Raw genomic sequence first — 17,955 nt, forward strand, 5'->3', positions numbered from 1 at the left:
TGTCTGGGCCTATTGGGGGCCATCGGCATGATCCGTATCAGGGGTCGGCTTCCCCGCAGGGTGCTCTCGCTGGGATTACCCACCGCGTGGGGGGCCGTGGCGGTCTCGTACAAGCTGACCTGTCCGCTCGCCCAGCAGACCGGCTTCGAGGCACGCCTCGCGACCAGTGCCGTGTTCCTCGCTGTCGGCGCCGGGCTGATCCTTCACGTCCGGCATGCGCTGCTGCGCGAACTCCGGCAGATCCGGCAGGTGGCCGGTGCCGCGCAGAGTGCCTTGCTGCGACCGCTCCCGCCGCGCGTCGAAGGGCTGGACATCGCTGCCGCCCAGCTCTCCGCGGACCGCGGTGCCTCTGTCGGCGGTGACCTGTACGAGGTGATCGCCACCGAGTACGGCGTACGGGTCGGCATGGGTGACGTCCGCGGGCACGGCCTCGCCGCTCTCGGTACCGTCGCCGCCGTCCTCGGCAGCTTCCGTGAGGCCGTCCATGACGAGCCCGAACTCGGCGGTGTGCTGCGCCGGTTGGAGCGCGCGCTGGGCAGGCATCTGCGCGAGCGGGCCCGGGACGACGACCCGGTCGCCGAGGAGTTCGTCACCGTACTGCTCCTGGAGATCGGCCGGGACGGCGACGTCTGCGCACTGAACTGCGGCCACCCGTGGCCGTACCTGCTGAGCGGCGCCCGGGTCGACCCCCTGACCCGAGCGGACCCCTTCCCTCCGCTCGGACCGTTCCCCCTCCCGCCCGAACTGCCGCCCATGCACTGCGGCTTCCTGCTCCCCGGCGAAGCCCTGGTCCTCCACACAGACGGAGCCGAGGACGCGCGAGACTCTCATGGCCGGTTCTTTTCCCTGCCGACGGCTTTGGTGAAGGCCGCGGGCGAGCCTCCTCAGGCGGTTCTCGGTTCGGTTTTCGCAGGCCTGTTGCGCCACGCGGCCAGCGCCCCCGCGGATGACATCGCCCTACTGATACTGCGAAACGAACGTTGCCAGCAGCCTGCCCCAGGGGCGCGGCGCGATGACATCAGCGGCTCCGCCGCGCGGGCGCGACCAGCCGTGACGCACCCGCAGCCGACGACGCGCCTCGAACGCAACGGCGCTTAGTCGTACGGCCGAGCCAGCGCGGCGACGCCGTCCGCCCCGCCACGGAGTGTCGGGCAGGCAGCTGGGCGGACGGCGGATGCGGGCCGCCGCACTGTACGAGGGGGAGCCGGCGGCCCGGCCGGCCTCTTGCGAGGCATTTCAGTCAACCGGCTGGAAACTCTCCGCGACAGTGCGCGCACGCTGCGGATTCGAGCACTCCGTTCACACCCCGTGTGAAGCCACACCCACTACTCTGACTGGCACCGAGCCACCCGGGGGCATATATGCAGCCCAATACTCTGCTCGACGCGATCCTGGACGAGGCGGGGATCTCGCACGCGGGGCTGGCCGCACACGTGAACCAAGCCGGCCGTGCGCGCGGACTCGCGCTCCGGTACGAACACACCGCCGTGGCGCGGTGGTTGAAGGGGCAGCGGCCCCGCGGTCAAGTGCCCGACCTGATCTGCGAGGTGCTCGGCGCCCGGCTGCGCCGCACGGTCACCCTCGACGACATCGGGCTCGGCGTCCCCGGTGAACCCGCGACGCCGCACACCACCTCGCTCTCCGGTTTCGTCGAGCGGGCCACCGCCCTGTGGCGCTCCGACGAGCAGCAGCGGCCGCACGTCCTGGGCGCTCCCGCGGTCACCGGCACGCCCGCCGTCATGCCGGTGTGGGAGTGGGAGAACCCGCCCGAGGACGTGGACGTGTCGCGTGGTGGCCGGCACCGGGTCACCGCCGGTGATTTGGAGATGCTGCGGGCCGCCCGCACGCACTACGAGCAGATGTACCGCAAGACCGGCGGCGTGGCGACCCGTACCCGGATCGTCGGCTTCCTCAACGCCGAGGCCGCGCCGCTGCTGCGCGGCAGCTATACCGACGAGATCGGACGCCAACTGCACCGGGCGACCGGCGGGTTGGTGGCGGTCGCGGGGATCTGCGCGTACGACTCCGACGCGCACGGGCTCGCCCAGCGCTACTTCCACCAGGCGCTCAGGCTGGCGAAGGCCAGTGGCGACCGGGGACTTGGCGCGTATGTGATCGCGCTCCTGGTCAACCAGTCGCTGTTCATGCGCGAGCACCGGCAGGCCGTCGCCTTCGCGGAGGCCGCGCTGCGCGCCGCGGGCAAGCACATCACCCCGGCTCTCGCCTCCGACCTGTACGCGATGCAGGCGAAGGCGTACGCGCACCTCGGTGACGGCACGAGCGCGCTGTCCTGCATCCGGCGTGCCGAGCAGGCCGCAGAACGCATCCGGCGGGGATACGAACCCGACGAAACGGGCTATGTCCAGCCGGGACTGGTCAACGTCCAGGTGGCGGAGGCACTGCTCAGCCTCGGTGAACTGGTGGCGGCGCGCGAGCATGCCGCGCAGGCCGTCGACAACCCCGCCCACGACCGCGGCCGGGTGCACCGGCTCGCCATGCTCAGCACGATCGAGCTGCGCCAGGGCAACGCCGACAAAGCGGTGGCCACGGCGGTGCAGATGGCCGAACAGGCCCGCGGGATGGAGTCCCAGCGCCTGCGCGACAGACTCCGCGCGGTGCGCGAGCACCTGGTCCGCAACGGCTGCGCGGGCACGGCCGAGGCAGCCGAACTGATCGACGGGGCGCTGCGCGTACCGTTGTAAACCCCCCTCCACGCACTGCGCCGGGGCGCTGAGGGGTCTCTCGGCGTCTGCTGCCGAACTCTTCCTGCTGCGATATTGCCACTTACTCAGCGGAAGGTGGCAGAACCGTGCAGTGGACGAAACAGAACGAACAAACCGTGTATGAAAACCGCTGGTTCAGCGTCAATCTCGCGGATGTCGAGCTGCCGGACGGCCGGCATCTCGACCACTTCCTGATACGGCTGCGGCCCGTCGCCGTGGCCACGGTGGTGAACGAGGCCAACGAGGTCCTCCTCCTGTGGCGCCACCGCTTCATCACCGACAGCTGGGGGTGGGAACTGGCCGCGGGCGTCGTCGAGGACGGTGAGGACATCGCGTACGCGGCCGCCAGGGAACTGGAGGAGGAGACCGGCTGGCGACCGGGACCTCTGCGCCACCTCATGAGCGTGGAACCGTCCAACGGCCTCACCGACGCCCGGCACCACGTCTACTGGGCCGACGAGGGCGAGTACATCGGTCACCCCGTGGACGACTTCGAGTCGGACCGCCGGGAATGGGTCCCCCTCAAGCTCGTCCCCGACATGGTCGCCCGGGGTGAGGTCCCGGCCGCCAACATGGCGGCCGCGTTACTCCTGCTGCACCATCTTCGGCTCGGGCAGGACGCCTTGCCCTGACATCCCCCACCCGGTCCCGCGCCCGGGGCCTCGCCGGCGGACCACACCGGGGGCGCGGGGTCCGGCACGTACGGCCGCGGCCCGTCCTCGGGTGGCCGACCCCTCCGCGTCCGGTTCCCGCTCGCGGGGGGCGGCCACCCCGGCCTCGCAGCCGCGCGCACCGGACCCCCGCTCGCCCGCGCCCGGAAGGGTGCCGCCGCCTGTGCCCGGCCCCGCCCGACCCGCGCCGGGCCGGCGTCAGCGTCCGAGGGCCTGCCAGATCGCCACGACGAGCGCGCCCACGGCTGTCAGTGCCGCGACGGCGGGCAGCGGCCAACGGGAGTGCTCCAGTGCGACGATGCGTGCGCTCAGGTCATCCAGTTCCTTGTCCGTCTCCTCCGTGCGATGGCTGAGCAGAGCGAGCCCTCCCTCGACGCGCGCATACGCGACATCGAGTCGGCGGCGTAACTCTGCGAGTTCTCCATGGACCACGGGATGCTCCGGTTCGGCGGTCACGAGTCCGCTCCTTTCCGTAGTCATCACATCCCTTGCATGTGCATGAGGAGTCAACTCCCCTGGTGGGCGCGTGGGGAGAGTGTGCGATGGGCATATGCGTGCCCGACGCGCACACGGTGTGTGAATACGGCGGGCCCGGCGCTCCGAAGAGTGCCGGGCCCGTGTTCGTCGCACTGTGTCATCAACACCCTGGAACGGGCACTGTGCACCGCGGCGCGCGCTGTCAGCCGTAGGTGTAGAAGCCGGAACCGGTCTTGCGGCCCAGGCGACCGGCGTCCACCATGCGCAGGAGCAGCGGGGGAGCGGCGTACAGCGGTTCCTTGTACTCCTCGTACATCGAGTGGGCGATGGAGACGATGGTGTCCAGGCCGATCAGATCCGACAGCTTCAGCGGGCCCATCGGGTGGGCGCAGCCCATCTCCATGCCGTTGTCGATGTCCTCGCGGCCGGCGATGCCCGACTCGAACATGCGGATCGCGGAGAGCAGGTACGGCACCAGCAGCGCGTTGACCACGAAGCCGGAGCGGTCCTGGGCGCGGATCGCGTGCTTGCCGAGCAGCTTCTCGGCGAAGGCCTGGGCGCGGCTGATCGTGCCCTCGGAGGTGGTGAGCGCGGGGATCAGCTCGACGAGCTGCTGCACCGGGGCGGGGTTGAAGAAGTGGATGCCGATGACGTGGTCGGGGCGCGAGGTGGCGACCGCCAGCTTCACCAGCGGGATGGAGGAGGTGTTGGAGGCGAGGATCGCGTCCGGGCGGGTCACGACCTGGTCCAGGACCTGGAAGATCTCGGTCTTGACCTGCTCGTTCTCGACGACGGCCTCGATGACGAGGTCGCGGTCGGCGAACTCGCCGAGGTCGGTGGTGAAGGACAGGCGGGCCAGCGCCGCGTCCCGCTCCTCCTCGCTGATCTTGCCGCGCTCGGCGGCCTTCGCCAGGGAGTTGAGCAGCCGGGTCCGGCCGATCTCCAGGGCCTCGCCGGTGGTCTCGGCGACCTTCACGTCCAGGCCGGAGCGGGCGCACACCTCGGCGATGCCCGCTCCCATCTGGCCGCAGCCCACCACTCCGACGCGCTCGATGTCGGTCACATCGTCCCTTTCGCTGGTCTACGGACGTCGCAGGGTCCCGCGGTCACGGTGCCTGCTCCGTTCGTGCACGTTACTGGAAAGTATCGATGATCGATCGGTCGGGTCGGTGCCGCTCGACGGAGGCTCTGCCGCGAGGCGAGGGAAACCCCGGGGTTCGCACGGGTGTACGCGCGGGGCTGAGAGGTTCGGCACCTCTCGGAAACCCGCACGCCCGCCTCGGCGATCGCTCACCGGATGTCCGGGTGCCCCGTGGCAGTCTGAGCCGCGGACAGACGGCGCAGGGGAGGTACGCGTGAGGATGCATCCGAAGTCACGGCTGTCGCGGCGGGCGTTCACGGTGACCGCCTTCTCGGCGCTCATGGCGGCAGGCGGCGCGGTGGCCGCCGGGGCCCCGGCGGCGGGCGGTCCGGAGCCCCGCCGCGGGCGAGCCGCCCGGGAGATGCGGGGCGTGTGGATCGCGAGCGTGGCCAACCGGGACTGGCCGTCCCGGAGCGGGCTGAGCGCCGCCCAGCAGCGGGCCGAGCTGATCGCCCACCTCGACAAGGCGGTGGCGGACCGTCTCAACACGGTGATCCTCCAGGTCAGGCCGACCGCGGACGCGCTGTGGCCCTCGCCGTACGAGCCCTGGGCGCAGTACCTCACCGGCACCCAGGGCAAGTCCCCGGGCTGGGACCCGCTCGGCACGGCGGTACGCGAGGCGCACGCACGGGGCCTGGAACTGCACGCCTGGTTCAACCCGTACCGCGTCTCCAACCAGCCCGACCCGGCCAAGCTCGTCGCCTCGCACCCGGCGCGCCGGCACCCGGAGTGGGTGGTGGCCTACGGCGGGAAGCTCTACTACAACCCCGGACTGCCGGAGGTCCGCGCCTTCGTGCAGGACGCGATCCTGGACGCGGTGGAGAAGTACCCGGTGGACGCGGTCCACTTCGACGACTACTTCTACCCCTACCCGGTGGCCGGCCAGACCTTCGACGACGACGCGGCCTACGACGAACACGGCGGCGGCTTCTCCTCCCGGGCGGACTGGCGGCGGGACAACATCGACCTGCTGGTGCGCGAGACCGCGGACCGGATCAAGGAGACCCGGCCGGGCACCCGGTTCGGCATCAGCCCCTTCGGGGTGTGGCGCAACGCCGCCACCGACCCGCTCGGCTCCGCCACGCGCGCGGGGGTGCAGTCGTACGACGACAACTTCGCGGACACCCGCAAGTGGGTCCGGGAGGGCTGGATCGACTACCTGGTGCCGCAGCTCTACTGGAACATCGGCTTCGCGGCCGCCGACTACGCGAAGCTCGTGCCCTGGTGGGCCGAGGTGGCGCGGGGGAGCAGGACGAAGCTGTACCTGGGCGAGGCGCTGTACAAGGCCGGTGATCCGGCGCAGCCCGCTGCCTGGCAGGACCCCGCCGAACTGTCCCGGCACCTCACCCTCGCCAAGGAGCACCCGGAGGTGCGCGGGCACGTGTACTTCGCCGCCAGGGAAGTGACCGCGGACCGGATCGGCGCCATGGCGCGCGTGGTCGCCGACCACTACCAGCAGCCGGCGAAGCCCTCACGCTGACCTGGGCCCTGTCCGCCTAGGCCCGGTGCAGGTCGTCCCTGTGGCGGATCTCGGTGTCGGGGCCGGGTGAGCACACGCCCGTGTGCCCGTCCTCGAAGCGGACGCGGTACGGGGGGTTGCCCTCCTGGCCCATGACCTCGACGATCTCGCCGATCTTGTCGTGCTGTCCGACCACCCTGCCGTGCTGCACAAGCTGGTCGCCCACGGTTGCGCGCATCTGTCGGTCCTCCTCGCAGGTGCGGGAGCATCGGTCCGTTGCGTTGGGTTTCCGCGTCGGCTTTCCGTGTTGGGTTCAGCGTCGAGTCTACGGCGCGGGGGCCCGGTGGGAACCGGGCGCGTGCGTGCCGCTCAGCCGCGTGCCCGCTGGGTGACGGCGATACAGACGAGCACCGCCGCGGCCGTCAGCGGGGCGGCCGGCGTCAGGTGCTCACCCAGCAGCAGCACCGACCACACCAGTGTGAGCAGGGGCTGGGCCAACTGCAACTGGCTGGCCTTGGGGATGCCGATCGCCGCCATGCCCCGGTACCAGACGACCAGACCGAGGAACTGCGAGCCCGCCGCCACCCACAGCAGCCCGAGCACGCTGTGCGCGGTGAGGTGCGCGGGCTCGTACGACAGCGCCACCGCGGCGGCGGGCGCGGAGAGCGGCAGACACAGCACCAGCGCCCAGCCGATGACCTGCCAGCCCGGCATGACCCCGGCCAGCCGGCCGCCCTCGGTGTAGCCGGCCGCGCACACCAGCAGCGCGCCGAAGAGGTACAGGTCGGCCGAGGTCAGGGCGCCGCCGCTCTGCTGCACGGTGAAGGCGAGGACAGCGGCGGCTCCCGCGAGGGCGGCCGTCCAGAAGGTGCGGGAGGGGCGGGTGCCCATGCGCAGGGCGGAGAACAGCGCGGTGGTGAGCGGGAGCAGACCGACCACCACCGCCGCGTGCGAGGTGGTCGACGTCCGCAGCGCGAGGGTGGTCAGCAGCGGGAAGCCGACGACGACACCGCCCGCGACGACGACGAGCCCCGCCCAGTACCGCCGGGCGGGCACCGGGACGCGCAGCGCCAGCAGACAGCCCCCGGCGATCAGCGCGGCGAGGGCGCTGCGCACCGCGACCAGGGACCAGGGCCCGAAGCCCTCCAGACCCCAGGCGGTCGCGGGGAAGGTGAGGGAGAACGCGACGACGCCGAGACCGGCCAGCAGGGTGCCGGCGGCGCTGGTGGGCCTGCCGGCCGGGGCGGAATCACTGCCGGCCGCTATCGTGATCGGGGCAGTAGCGCTACTCTGTGCTCTCATGCAAGAGCGTAGCAGCGTGGATGGGCTGGCCGAACGGCTGCGGAGCGGACTCGACCGCTACTCTCCTGGTGGAAAGCTGCCGTCGAGCCGGGCCCTGGTCGAGCAGTACCGGGTGAGCCCGGTGACCGTCTCGCGGGCCCTGGCGCAGCTGGCCGCCGAAGGGCTCGTCGTCACCCGGCCCGGTGCCGGGGTGTTCCGCGCCCGGCCCCGGACCACCGCCGCCCCGGCCGGGGACACCTCCTGGCAGGAGGTGGCACTGAGCGCGGACGGCGCGGCCGACACCGTCCCGCGCTCGGTGGACGCCGGCGGTGTCCTGGTCTCGCTCACCGAGCCGCCGCCCGGCGTCATCGAGTTCACCGGCGGCTACCTGCACCCCTCCCTCCAGCCCGAACAGGCCCTCGCCGCGGCGCTCGCCCGCGCCGCGCGCCGGCCCGGCGCCTGGGGGCGGCCACCCATGGAGGGACTCGCGGAACTGCGCTCCTGGTTCGCGCGGGGCATCGGCGGCTCGGTCACGGCGGCGGAGGTGCTGATCGCGGCGGGCGGGCAGTCGGCGCTGACCATCGCGCTGCGGGCGCTGGCGCCGCCCGGGGCGCCGGTGCTCGTCGAGTCGCCCACCTACCCCGGGATGCTGGCCATCGCCCGGGCCGCGGGGCTGCGGCCGGTGCCGGTGCCGGTCGACCCGGACGGGGTCAGGCCGGAGCTGCTCGCCGACGCCTTCCGGGCCACCGGCGCCCGGGTGTTCGTGTGCCAGCCGCTCTTCCAGAACCCCACCGGTGCCGTGCTCGCCCCCGAACGCCGGGGCGAGGTGCTGCGCATCGCGCGGGAGGCCGGCGCGTTCGTCGTCGAGGACGACTTCGTACGACGGCTCGTGCACGCCGACGCGGGTGAGCTGCCGCCTCCCCTGGCCGCCGAGGACCCCGACGGGGTCGTGGTCCACGTCTGCTCGCTGACCAAGGCGACCTCGCCCAGCTTCCGGGTGTGCGCGCTCGCGGCCCGGGGGCCGGTGCTGGAGCGGCTGCGGGCCATCCAGGTCGTCGACACCTTCTTCGTGCCCCGCCCCTTGCAGGAGGCGGCGCTCGAACTCGTGGGCTCGGCCGCCTGGCCGCGTCATCTGCGGGCGATCTCCGCGGACCTGAAGACCCGCCGCGACACCATGACCACGGCTCTCGCCCTGGAGCTTCCCGAACTCGCCCTCCCGCACGTCCCGTCGGGCGGCTACCACCTGTGGCTGCGCCTGCCGGACGGCGCCGACGAGGCCGCCCTCACCGCCGCCGCCCTCCGCGCGGGCGTGGCCATCACCCCGGGCCGCCCCTACTTCAGCGCGGAACCACCGGCGGGACACGTCCGGTTGAGCTTCGCGGCGGTGGCCGGGACCGGCGAGATCGCGGAGGGGGTACGGCGGTTGCGGGCGGCGGGGGACGAGGTGCTGTAGGGGGAGCGGGGGTGCCACGGAGCGCCTCGGAAACCGTTGGCCCGCCCTGCCCCCGCCCTGCGAGGATCCCCGCATGAGCAACCTCGCCGACGGCTACGAGATCTCCGCCGACCCCGACCGCATCGACGCCGCCCGCGTCCACCACTGGCTCTCCACCGACGCGTACTGGGCGATCGGCCGGTCCCGGGACAAGCAGGACCGCGCGATCGCGGGGTCGCTCAACTTCGGGGTGTACGACACGGCTTCGGGGGAGCAGGTGGCGTATGCCCGGATCGTCACCGACCAGGCCACCTTCGCCTGGCTCTGCGACGTGTACGTCGACCCGTCCGTGCGCGGCAAGGGGATCGGGACCGCGCTCGTGGAAGCCGTCCGCGAACACCTCAGGCCGTACGGTCTGCGACGGATCCTGCTCGCCACCCACGACGCGCACGGCGTCTACGAGAAGGCGGGGTTCGCGCCGCTCGCGAACCCGGACCACTGGATGGCCCACCTCTACTAGGCCCCCTCGTTTCGGACGAGTTGTCCGGCAGATCCTGACCGCGCGGTAAGGTCTCGCCAACCCTGCGTAACTCCTGGGTAACCCCTCTTGACCTGCGCACTTTCTCCGCTCACCATCGCCGCATGGCACTCCGGGTCACATTCGTCGCCGCCGCGCGCAGCACTCCCGTCCTCGCGGAACGCTTCGAGGACGACCGGCCGCTGGACCAGGCCGGCTGGGACGAGGTGCAGCGCGCCGCGGGGGAGTTGCTGCCTCTGGCCGCCGCGGAGCTGCGCTACTGCTCGCCGACCCCGCGCAGCCGTGCGACCGGGGACGGCCTCGGCTACGCGCCGCTCGTGCAGCTGGCCCTGCGGGACTGCGACATGGGCCGCTGGCGCGGGCTGACCCTGGGCGAGGCGATGGCGCGCGAGCCGGAGGCGGTGGACGCCTGGCTCGCCGACCCGCGCGGTACCCCGCACGGCGGGGAGTCGCTGCTGGCCTTCATCGGCCGTGTCGGTGGCTGGCTCGACACCCGGCCGGTGGAGGACGGCGGCCGGATCGTCGCCGTCGCCGAGCCCTCGGTGGTGCGCGCCGCGCTGGTGTACGCGCTGAAGGCGCCGCCGTCGACCTACTGGAACATCGACGTCCGCCCCCTGTCGACGACCACCGTGACGGGCCGCGGGGGCCGCTGGAACCTGCGTTTCGACGGGGCGCCGACGCAGCCGTTGCGGGCGTAGCGGTCAGCTCGCGCGGGTGTAGTGCGTGGTGAGGACGAGGTCCTTGGCGGGGCCGCCCACCCGCCACACCGACCGCCACCGGTCCTCGTCCAGGACGGTGAACTCGCCGCGGTAGAGGTCCGCCGCACAGGGGTGGTCGGCGAGGTGGTGCCCGAGGCTCAGATCGAGGGTGTGGAAGAAGCGGCCGTCGGCGAAGCACACCTCGGCCTCGGCCGCCGAACTCCCCGGCAGGAAGCGCAGAGTGCGTTCGGCGGGGCGGGGGACGCCCTGCCAGACGAAGGTGCCGGACTCGTGATGCAGGAGCCCGCCGCCGTCCAGGGGGCGGAAAAGCGTCGTGCCGGAGAACTCCCCGGTCCCCCCGCTCGCCAGATCCCGCACCGCGCGCCCCACCCGCCAACTCCCGGCCAGATACGCCAGCACGTCGGTTACCGGCCAGAACTCACCCACGCGTTCCTCCCTTCCGACACTTTCGGTACCGCGCGACCCGTTGACGCTCGCCGACCCCCTCCCTATCTTGCCGTTCGAAGTGCTGATCAGTGTCTGATATATCGAACAACTCCCCATCGAGCCGCGGAGTATCCATGTCACGCACCCGCTGGAGATTCGGCCTCGCCGCCACCGCCTTCCTGGTGGCCGCCGGTCTTGTGCCGGCTCCCGCCCACGCCGAGGACGCCACCGACTACGCGATCACCGTCGATCCCACCGCCAAGGGCGCGAAGATCGACGACACGATGTACGGCGTCTTCTTCGAGGACATCAACCGGGCCGCCGACGGCGGTCTGTATGCCGAGCTCGTGCAGAACCGGTCCTTCGAGTACTCCACCGACGACAACGCCTCGTACACGCCCCTCACCTCCTGGAGCGTCGACGGCACCGGACGGGTCGTGAACGACGACGGCCGACTCAATGCGCGCAACCGCAACTACCTCTCCCTGGGCGTCGGTTCGGCCGTGACGAACGCCGGGTACAACACCGGTGTCCCGGTCGAGGAGGGCAAGACGTACGACTTCTCGGTGTGGGCCCGCGCCGAGGGCGGCACGACCCTCACGGTCTCCCTCCAGGACGCCGCCGGCTCCCTCGCCACCGCCCGCCGGGTGGCCGTCACCAAGAGCGGCTGGGCCAAGTACCGGGCCACCCTCACCGCGACCCGGACCAGCAGCGCGGGGCGGCTGACCGTGGCCTCCTCGGGCGCGACCGCCCTGGACATGGTGTCCCTCTTCCCCCGGGACACCTACAAGCACCAGGCGAACGGCCTGCGCAAGGACCTCGCGGAGAAGATCGCCGCCCTGCACCCGGGCTTCGTGCGCTTCCCCGGCGGCTGCCTGGTCAACACCGGCTCGATGGAGGACTACAGCGAGGCCTCCGGCTGGCAGCGCAAGCGCTCCTACCAGTGGAAGGACACCGTCGGCCCGGTCGAGGAGCGCGCCACCAACTCCAACTTCTGGGGCTACAACCAGAGTTACGGTCTCGGCTACTACGAGTACTTCCGCTTCTCCGAGGACATCGGCGCCATGCCGCTGCCCGTCGTCCCCGCCCTGGTCACCGGCTGCGGCCAGAACAAGGCCGTCGACGACGAGGCGCTGCTCGAACGGCACATCCAGGACACCCTCGACCTCATCGAGTTCGCCAACGGCCCGGCGACCTCGACATGGGGCAAGGTCCGCGCCCGGATGGGCCACCCCAAGCCCTTCCACCTCACCCACCTCGAGGTCGGCAACGAGGAGAACCTGCCGGAGGCGTTCTTCGCCCGGTTCACGCGGTTCCGCGCCGCCATCGAGGCGAAGTACCCGGACATCACCCTGATCTCCAACTCCGGCCCCGACGACGCCGGTTCGACCTTCGACACGGCCTGGAAGCTCAACCGGGACGCCCACGTCGACATGGTCGACGAGCACTACTACAACAGCACGCAGTGGTTCCTTCAGAACAACGACCGCTACGACTCCTACGACCGGCAGGGCCCGAAGGTCTTCCTCGGCGAGTACGCCTCCTGGGGCAACGCCTTCAAGAACGGCCTCGCCGAAGCGGCCTTCATGACCGGCCTGGAGCGCAACGCGGACGTCGTCAAACTCGCCTCCTACGCACCGCTGTTCGCCAACGAGGACTACGTCCAGTGGCAGCCGGACCTGGTCTGGTTCAACAACCACGCCTCCTGGAACTCCGCCAACTACGAGGTCCAGAAGCTGTTCATGACCAACGTCGGCGACCGCGTGGTGCCCTCCACGGCCACCGGGACCCCGTCGCTGACCGGCCCCATCAAGGGCGCCGTCGGCCTGTCGACCTGGGCGACCACGGCCGCCTACGACGACGTCCAGGTCACGGACGCGGACGGCGACTCCCTGCTGAGCGACGACTTCTCCGGTGACGCCTCGCGGTGGACGCACACCGGCGGCGGCAGCTGGAGCGTCCAGGACGGGCAGTACGTGCAGAGCGACGTGGCCGCCGAGAACACCATGGTGTCGGCGGGCGACCCGGACTGGCACGACTACGACCTGAAGGTGAAGGCCACCAAGAAGTCCGGCAAGGAAGGCTTCCTCGTCGCGTTCGGCGTCAAGGACACCGGCACCTACTACTGGTGGAACCTGGGCGGCTGGAACAACACCCAGTCCGCCGTCGAGCAGGCCGTGGACGGCGGCAAGTCCACGCTGATCTCCAAGCCCGGCACGATCGAGACGGGCCGCACCTACGACATCGAGGTGAAGGTGCGCGGCCGCCAGGTCACCCTCTACCTCGACGGCCAGGAGTGGGGCAGCTTCACCGACGACAAGCCCGCCGAGCCGTTCCGGCAGGTCGTCACCCGGGACAAGAAGACCGGCGACCTGATCGTCAAGGTCGTCAACGCCCAGTCCGTCCCGGCCCGCACCGCGATCGACCTCGGCGGCGCCAAGGTCGCCTCCAGGGCCCGCGTCACCACGCTGACGGCCGACCCCGACGCGGTGAACTCGCAGACCGAGACGCCGGTCGCCCCGGTCCGGTCCACGTTCGACGGGGTCGCGAGCGAGTTCTCGTACACCTTCCCGGCGAACTCGATCACGTTCCTGAGAATCCGGCAGAAGTAGTTTCTCGCCTGCGCGCCGGTGACGTGAGTGCACCGGCGCGCAGGGTGCCGGGCCGGGAGCGAGGGTCCATCTGCGGGCGCGCGCCCTCGGCCGGCCGACGGGCCCACCGGCGCTTCCGGTCGGAGGGCGACGGAGGGGACTGCCAAGATTGCATAAACGTGCATCGAAACGTATAGTCATGCCATCCAAGAGGAGGATTCCATGGCGGTACGTGCGGCAGTGGCCGGAGCGAGCGGATACGCGGGCGGCGAAGTCCTGCGGCTGCTCCTGGCGCACCCCGAGGTCGAGATCGGCGCCCTGACCGGCAACTCCAACGCCGGACAGAAGCTGGGCGCGCTCCAGCCGCACCTGCTGCCGCTGGCCGACCGCGTGCTCCAGGAGACCACGGCCGACGTCCTCGCCGGCCATGACGTCGTCTTCCTCGCCCTGCCCCACGGCCAGTCCGCCGCCGTCGCCGAACAGCTCGGCCCGGACGTCCTCGTCGTCGACATGGGCGCCGACTTCCGGCTGAAGGACGCCGCCGACTGGGAGACCTTCTACGGCTCCCCGCACGCCGGCACCTGGCCCTACGGCCTGCCCGAACTGCCGGGCGCCCGCGCCGCGCTGGAGGGGTCCAAGCGCATCGCGGTGCCCGGTTGCTACCCGACCGCCGTCTCCCTCGCGCTCTTCCCCGCGTACGCCGCCGGTATCGCCGAGCAGGAGGCCGTGATCGTCGCCGCCTCCGGCACCTCCGGCGCCGGCAAGGCAGCCAAGCCCCACCTGCTGGGCAGCGAGGTCATGGGCTCCATGACGCCGTACGGCGTCGGCGGCGGCCACCGGCACACGCCCGAGATGATCCAGAACCTCAGCGGGGTCGCGGGAGAGCGGATCTCGGTCTCCTTCACCCCGACCCTCGCGCCGATGCCCCGCGGCATCCTCGCGACCTGCTCCGCCAAGGCGAAGCCCGGTGTCACCGCCGAGTCCGTCCGCGCCGCCTACGACAAGGCCCTCGCCGACGAACCGTTCGTGCACCTCCTCCCCGAGGGGCAGTGGCCCGCCACGGCGTCCGTCCTCGGTTCCAACGCCGTTCAGATCCAGGTCGCCCACGACGAGGCCGCGGGCCGCATCATCGCCATCAGCGCCATCGACAACCTGACCAAGGGCACCGCGGGCGGTGCCGTACAGAGCATGAACATCGCCCTCGGGCTCGACGAGTCCACCGGGCTTTCCACGATCGGAGTCGCACCGTGAGCGTCACGGCAGCCAAGGGATTCCAGGCGGCGGGCATCGCCGCCGGGATCAAGGAGAACGGCAACCCGGACCTGGCCCTCGTGGTCAACACCGGTCCGCGCCGCGCCGCCGCCGGTGTCTTCACCTCCAACCGTGTGAAGGCCGCGCCGGTCCTGTGGTCCGAGCAGGTCCTCAAGAGCGGCGAGCTGACCGCCGTCGTCCTCAACTCCGGGGGCGCCAACGCCTGTACCGGACCCAAGGGCTTCCAGGACACGCACACGACCGCCGAGAAGGTCGCCGAGGTGCTGGAGATCGGCGCGGGCGAGGTCGCCGTCGCCTCCACCGGCCTCATCGGCGTCCTGCTCCCGATGGACAAGCTGCTGCCGGGAGTCGAGGCCGCGGCCGCCCAACTCTCCGAGCACGGCGGTGAGAAGGCCGCCATCGCCATCAAGACCACCGACACCGTCCACAAGACGTCCGTCGTCAGCAAGGACGGCTGGACCGTCGGCGGCATGGCCAAGGGCGCGGGCATGCTCGCCCCCGGCCTCGCCACCATGCTGGTCGTCCTCACCACGGACGCCGACCTCGACAGCGCGGCACTGGACCAGGCGCTCCGGGCCGCCACGCGCACCACCTTCGACCGCGTCGACTCCGACGGCTGCATGTCCACCAACGACACCGTGCTCCTGCTCGCCTCCGGCGCCTCCGACGTCACCCCGGCGCAGGCGGAGTTCGCGGAGGCCGTACGGCAGGTCTGCGACGACCTCGGCCAGCAGCTGATCCGGGACGCCGAGGGCGCCAGCAAGGACATCAAGGTCGAGGTGATCAACGCCGCGAGCGAGGACGACGCCGTCGAGGTGGGCCGCTCCATCGCCCGCAACAACCTCCTCAAGTGCGCGATCCACGGCGAGGACCCCAACTGGGGCCGCGTGCTCTCCGCGATCGGCACCACGAAGGCCGCCTTCGAGCCGGACCAGCTCAACGTCGCCATCAACGGCGTCTGGGTCTGCAAGAACGGCGGAGTCGGCGAGGACCGCGACAAGGTCGACATGCGCTACCGCGAGGTGCACATCGTCGCCGACCTCGCGGCCGGGTCCGAGACCGCCACGATCTGGACCAACGACCTGACCGCCGACTACGTCCACGAGAACAGCGCGTACTCGTCATGAGCACTACTCGCAAGCACACCGCACTGCCGAAGGCTCAGATCCTCATCGAGGCGCTGCCCTGGCTGGTCCGCCACAACGGCAAGACCGTCGTCATCAAGTTCGGCGGCAACGCCATGATCGACGAGGACCTGAAGGCGGCCTTCGCCCAGGACGTCGTCTTCCTGCACCACGCCGGCCTCAAGCCGGTCGTCGTGCACGGCGGCGGCCCGCAGATCAGCGCCGCCCTCGACAAGCACGGCATCGTCAGCGAGTTCAAGGCGGGCCTGCGCGTCACCACCGAGGACGCCATGGACGTCGTACGGATGGTGCTGGCCGGGCAGGTGCAGCGCGAGCTGGTCAACCTGCTCAACGAACACGGGCCGCTCGCCGTCGGGTTGACCGGCGAGGACGCCCACACCATCACCGCCACCAAGCACCAGCCCGAGATCGACGGCGAGTTGGTCGACATCGGGCGGGTGGGCGAGATCACCGCGATCGACACGGGCGCCATCGAGGCCCTGCTCGCCGACGGCCGGATCCCGGTCGTCTCGTCGATCGCCCGAAGCCAGGACGACGGGCATGTCTACAACGTCAATGCTGATACGGCGGCTGCGGCACTCGCTGCTGCTCTGGACGCCGAGACCCTCATGGTCCTCACGGACGTCGAGGGCCTCTACGAGGACTGGCCGCACAGCGACGAGGTGATCAGCCGCCTCACCGCTTCCCAACTGGAGAAGCTACTGCCGGAGTTGAGCTCCGGCATGGTCCCGAAGATGGAGGGCTGCCTGCACGCCGTGCGCAACGGCGTGCACACGGCCCGGGTCATCGACGGGCGGGTCCAGCACTCGATCCTGCTGGAGATCTTCACGGACGAAGGCATCGGCACGATGGTCGTGCCGGACGCGCACGAGGGGGATGCCGTATGACCGACAATCAGGAGCTCACCCAGCGGTGGCAGGGCTCGCTCATGAACAACTACGGCACCCCGCGCCTGCCTCTCGTCCGCGGTGAGGGCATCAAGGTCTGGGACAGCGAGGGCACGGAGTACCACGACTGGGTCGGCGGCATCGCCACCAACGCGCTCGGCCACGCCCACCCGGCGATCGTCGACGCCGTGAGCCGGCAGATCGCCTCCCTCGGCCACATCTCCAACTTCTTCATGGCCGAGCCCACCGTCGCCCTCGCCGAACGGCTGCTCCAGCTCTTCGGCCGGGACGGCAAGGTCTTCTTCTGCAACTCCGGCGCCGAGGCCAACGAGGCCGCGTTCAAGATCGGCCGGCTCACCGGGCGCGGCCACATGGTCGCCACCTCGGGCGGCTTCCACGGCCGGACCATGGGCGCCCTCGCCCTCACCGGCCAGCCCGCCAAGCGGGAGCCGTTCCTGCCGCTGCCGGGCGAGGTCACGCACGTGCCGTACGGCGACGCGCAGGCACTGGCCGCCGCGGTCACCGAGGAGACCGCCCTCGTCGTCATCGAGCCCATCCAGGGCGAGAACGGCGTGGTCGTGCCGCCCGCCGGCTACCTCAAGGCGGCCCGGGCGATCACCGCCGCCACCGGCACCCTCCTCGTCCTCGACGAGGTGCAGACCGGCATCGGCCGGACCGGCCACTGGTTCGAGTACCAGGCCCACGAAGGCGTCCTGCCGGACGTCGTCACCCTCGCCAAGCAGCTCGGCGGCGGGCTGCCGCTGGGCGCGACCGTGGCCTTCGGCCGGGCGGCCGAGCTGCTCCAGCCCGGTCACCACGGCACGACCTTCGGCGGCAACCCCGTCGCGTGCGCGGCCGGACTCGCCGTGCTCGACACCATCGCGGCCGAGGGACTCCTGGAGAACGTCAAGCGGCAGAGCGCCGCGCTGCGGGACGGGATCGAGGCCCTGGGGCACCCGCTGATCGCCCATGTCCGGGGCAGCGGCCTGCTCCTGGGTATCGTGCTCACCGAGCCGCTCGCGCCCCAGGCGCAGCTGGCGGCTCAGGACGCCGGTTTCCTGGTGAACGCGCCCGCCCCCGATGTCGTACGGCTGATGCCGCCGCTGAACCTCGGCGACGACGAGGTGGCGGCGCTGCTCCAGGCGCTGCCCGGCGTTCTTGACGTGGCCCACGGGGACGGATGATCCGGAGAA

General features: G+C 71.4%; 17 protein-coding genes. 12 read left to right on the forward strand and 5 right to left on the reverse strand.

Going from position 1 to position 17,955, the window contains the following annotated elements; translation table 11 throughout:
- Window positions 1-27 precede the first annotated feature (27 nt).
- The 3 genes from ACH41F_RS25235 to ACH41F_RS25245 all read left to right on the forward strand — a co-directional run bounded on the left by ACH41F_RS25235 (window position 28) and on the right by ACH41F_RS25245 (window position 3,355).
- Complete coding sequence (locus tag ACH41F_RS25235) at window positions 28-1,098, forward strand: PP2C family protein-serine/threonine phosphatase (protein ID WP_398837637.1); 1,071 nt, start codon at window positions 28-30, stop codon at window positions 1,096-1,098.
- A 263-nt stretch (window positions 1,099-1,361) separates the two neighbouring features.
- A complete protein-coding gene (locus ACH41F_RS25240) occupies window positions 1,362-2,702 on the forward strand; it encodes a transcriptional regulator (RefSeq protein ID WP_398837638.1) in 1,341 nt (446 codons plus the stop codon).
- Window positions 2,703-2,809: 107 nt separating this feature from the next.
- Window positions 2,810-3,355: an NUDIX domain-containing protein gene (locus ACH41F_RS25245; RefSeq protein WP_391242065.1), complete on the forward strand. Its 546-nt coding sequence runs from the start codon at window positions 2,810-2,812 to the stop codon at window positions 3,353-3,355.
- A gap of 237 nt (window positions 3,356-3,592) precedes the next feature.
- Here ACH41F_RS25245 and ACH41F_RS25250 read toward each other — a convergent pair whose 3' ends face one another.
- Together ACH41F_RS25250 and ACH41F_RS25255 are read right to left on the reverse strand one after the other, a co-directional pair.
- Window positions 3,593-3,850 carry a hypothetical protein gene (locus ACH41F_RS25250; RefSeq protein ID WP_391242068.1) on the reverse strand — a complete coding sequence of 86 codons (258 nt, stop codon included), beginning with the start codon at window positions 3,848-3,850 and terminating at the stop codon, window positions 3,593-3,595.
- A 223-nt stretch (window positions 3,851-4,073) separates the two neighbouring features.
- Window positions 4,074-4,934 carry a 3-hydroxybutyryl-CoA dehydrogenase gene (locus ACH41F_RS25255; protein WP_391242071.1) on the reverse strand — a complete coding sequence of 287 codons (861 nt, stop codon included), beginning with the start codon at window positions 4,932-4,934 and terminating at the stop codon, window positions 4,074-4,076.
- A 298-nt stretch (window positions 4,935-5,232) separates the two neighbouring features.
- On the opposite strand from ACH41F_RS25255, the gene ACH41F_RS25260 reads away from it, so the two are divergent.
- Window positions 5,233-6,492: a glycoside hydrolase family 10 protein gene (locus tag ACH41F_RS25260; protein ID WP_398837719.1), complete on the forward strand. Its 1,260-nt coding sequence runs from the start codon at window positions 5,233-5,235 to the stop codon at window positions 6,490-6,492.
- A gap of 16 nt (window positions 6,493-6,508) precedes the next feature.
- Here ACH41F_RS25260 and ACH41F_RS25265 read toward each other — a convergent pair whose 3' ends face one another.
- On the reverse strand, window positions 6,509-6,709 hold the full coding sequence (locus ACH41F_RS25265; RefSeq protein ID WP_391242074.1) for a DUF1918 domain-containing protein: 201 nt from the start codon (window positions 6,707-6,709) through the stop codon (window positions 6,509-6,511).
- A gap of 131 nt (window positions 6,710-6,840) precedes the next feature.
- Window positions 6,841-7,773, reverse strand: a complete 933-nt coding sequence (locus ACH41F_RS25270) for an EamA family transporter (protein ID WP_391242077.1) — start codon at window positions 7,771-7,773, stop codon at window positions 6,841-6,843.
- On the opposite strand from ACH41F_RS25270, the gene ACH41F_RS25275 reads away from it, so the two are divergent.
- The 3 genes from ACH41F_RS25275 (at window position 7,772) to ACH41F_RS25285 (ending at window position 10,420) form a co-directional block, all read left to right on the forward strand.
- Window positions 7,772-9,205, forward strand: coding sequence for an aminotransferase class I/II-fold pyridoxal phosphate-dependent enzyme (locus tag ACH41F_RS25275; protein WP_391242080.1), 1,434 nt, complete (start codon window positions 7,772-7,774; stop codon window positions 9,203-9,205). The two genes, ACH41F_RS25270 and ACH41F_RS25275, sit on opposite strands and share 2 nt — an antisense overlap.
- Before the next feature lie 73 nt (window positions 9,206-9,278).
- Entirely contained in the window at window positions 9,279-9,704 is a 426-nt protein-coding gene (locus ACH41F_RS25280) for a GNAT family N-acetyltransferase (RefSeq protein WP_391242084.1), read from the forward strand.
- A 122-nt stretch (window positions 9,705-9,826) separates the two neighbouring features.
- A complete protein-coding gene (locus ACH41F_RS25285; RefSeq protein WP_391242086.1) occupies window positions 9,827-10,420 on the forward strand; it encodes a histidine phosphatase family protein in 594 nt (197 codons plus the stop codon).
- A 3-nt stretch (window positions 10,421-10,423) separates the two neighbouring features.
- On the opposite strand, the gene ACH41F_RS25290 is transcribed toward ACH41F_RS25285, so the two are convergent.
- Window positions 10,424-10,867 carry a DUF6314 family protein gene (locus ACH41F_RS25290; protein ID WP_391242088.1) on the reverse strand — a complete coding sequence of 148 codons (444 nt, stop codon included), beginning with the start codon at window positions 10,865-10,867 and terminating at the stop codon, window positions 10,424-10,426.
- Between the two features lie 134 nt (window positions 10,868-11,001).
- Here ACH41F_RS25290 and ACH41F_RS25295 point away from each other — a divergent pair, with 134 nt between their 5' ends.
- From ACH41F_RS25295 to ACH41F_RS25315, 5 genes are all read left to right on the forward strand, one after another.
- Window positions 11,002-13,479, forward strand: coding sequence for an alpha-L-arabinofuranosidase C-terminal domain-containing protein (locus ACH41F_RS25295; RefSeq protein ID WP_398837642.1), 2,478 nt, complete (start codon window positions 11,002-11,004; stop codon window positions 13,477-13,479).
- Window positions 13,480-13,680: 201 nt separating this feature from the next.
- The gene (gene argC / locus ACH41F_RS25300) at window positions 13,681-14,709 is read left to right on the forward strand and encodes an N-acetyl-gamma-glutamyl-phosphate reductase (RefSeq protein WP_391242094.1); all 1,029 of its coding nucleotides are present in this window, start codon (window positions 13,681-13,683) and stop codon (window positions 14,707-14,709) included.
- Window positions 14,706-15,857 carry a bifunctional glutamate N-acetyltransferase/amino-acid acetyltransferase ArgJ gene (gene argJ / locus ACH41F_RS25305; protein WP_391242096.1) on the forward strand — a complete coding sequence of 384 codons (1,152 nt, stop codon included), beginning with the start codon at window positions 14,706-14,708 and terminating at the stop codon, window positions 15,855-15,857. Before argC ends, argJ begins: the two co-directional genes overlap by 4 nt.
- Window positions 15,854-16,762 carry an acetylglutamate kinase gene (gene argB, locus ACH41F_RS25310; protein WP_391242099.1) on the forward strand — a complete coding sequence of 303 codons (909 nt, stop codon included), beginning with the start codon at window positions 15,854-15,856 and terminating at the stop codon, window positions 16,760-16,762. The genes argJ and argB overlap by 4 nt, the downstream gene beginning before the upstream one ends.
- Window positions 16,759-17,946 carry an acetylornithine transaminase gene (locus tag ACH41F_RS25315; protein ID WP_391242102.1) on the forward strand — a complete coding sequence of 396 codons (1,188 nt, stop codon included), beginning with the start codon at window positions 16,759-16,761 and terminating at the stop codon, window positions 17,944-17,946. Before argB ends, ACH41F_RS25315 begins: the two co-directional genes overlap by 4 nt.
- Window positions 17,947-17,955: the final 9 nt, after the last annotated feature.

It is taken from the genome of Streptomyces sp. NPDC020489 (assembly GCF_044386545.1).
Classification (GTDB): domain Bacteria; phylum Actinomycetota; class Actinomycetes; order Streptomycetales; family Streptomycetaceae; genus Streptomyces.

Coding starts and splice junctions, on each gene's coding strand:
- ACH41F_RS25235 (WP_398837637.1), top strand. CDS start 28: ATGATCCGTATCAGGGGTCGGCTTCCCCGCAGGGTGCTCTCGCTGGGA.
- ACH41F_RS25240 (WP_398837638.1), top strand. CDS start 1,362: ATGCAGCCCAATACTCTGCTCGACGCGATCCTGGACGAGGCGGGGATC.
- ACH41F_RS25260 (WP_398837719.1), top strand. CDS start 5,233: ATGCATCCGAAGTCACGGCTGTCGCGGCGGGCGTTCACGGTGACCGCC.
- ACH41F_RS25265 (WP_391242074.1), bottom strand. CDS start 6,709: ATGCGCGCAACCGTGGGCGACCAGCTTGTGCAGCACGGCAGGGTGGTC.
- ACH41F_RS25275 (WP_391242080.1), top strand. CDS start 7,772: ATGCAAGAGCGTAGCAGCGTGGATGGGCTGGCCGAACGGCTGCGGAGC.
- ACH41F_RS25270 (WP_391242077.1), bottom strand. CDS start 7,773: ATGAGAGCACAGAGTAGCGCTACTGCCCCGATCACGATAGCGGCCGGC.
- ACH41F_RS25280 (WP_391242084.1), top strand. CDS start 9,279: ATGAGCAACCTCGCCGACGGCTACGAGATCTCCGCCGACCCCGACCGC.
- ACH41F_RS25285 (WP_391242086.1), top strand. CDS start 9,827: ATGGCACTCCGGGTCACATTCGTCGCCGCCGCGCGCAGCACTCCCGTC.
- ACH41F_RS25295 (WP_398837642.1), top strand. CDS start 11,002: ATGTCACGCACCCGCTGGAGATTCGGCCTCGCCGCCACCGCCTTCCTG.
- argC (WP_391242094.1), top strand. CDS start 13,681: ATGGCGGTACGTGCGGCAGTGGCCGGAGCGAGCGGATACGCGGGCGGC.
- argB (WP_391242099.1), top strand. CDS start 15,854: ATGAGCACTACTCGCAAGCACACCGCACTGCCGAAGGCTCAGATCCTC.
- ACH41F_RS25315 (WP_391242102.1), top strand. CDS start 16,759: ATGACCGACAATCAGGAGCTCACCCAGCGGTGGCAGGGCTCGCTCATG.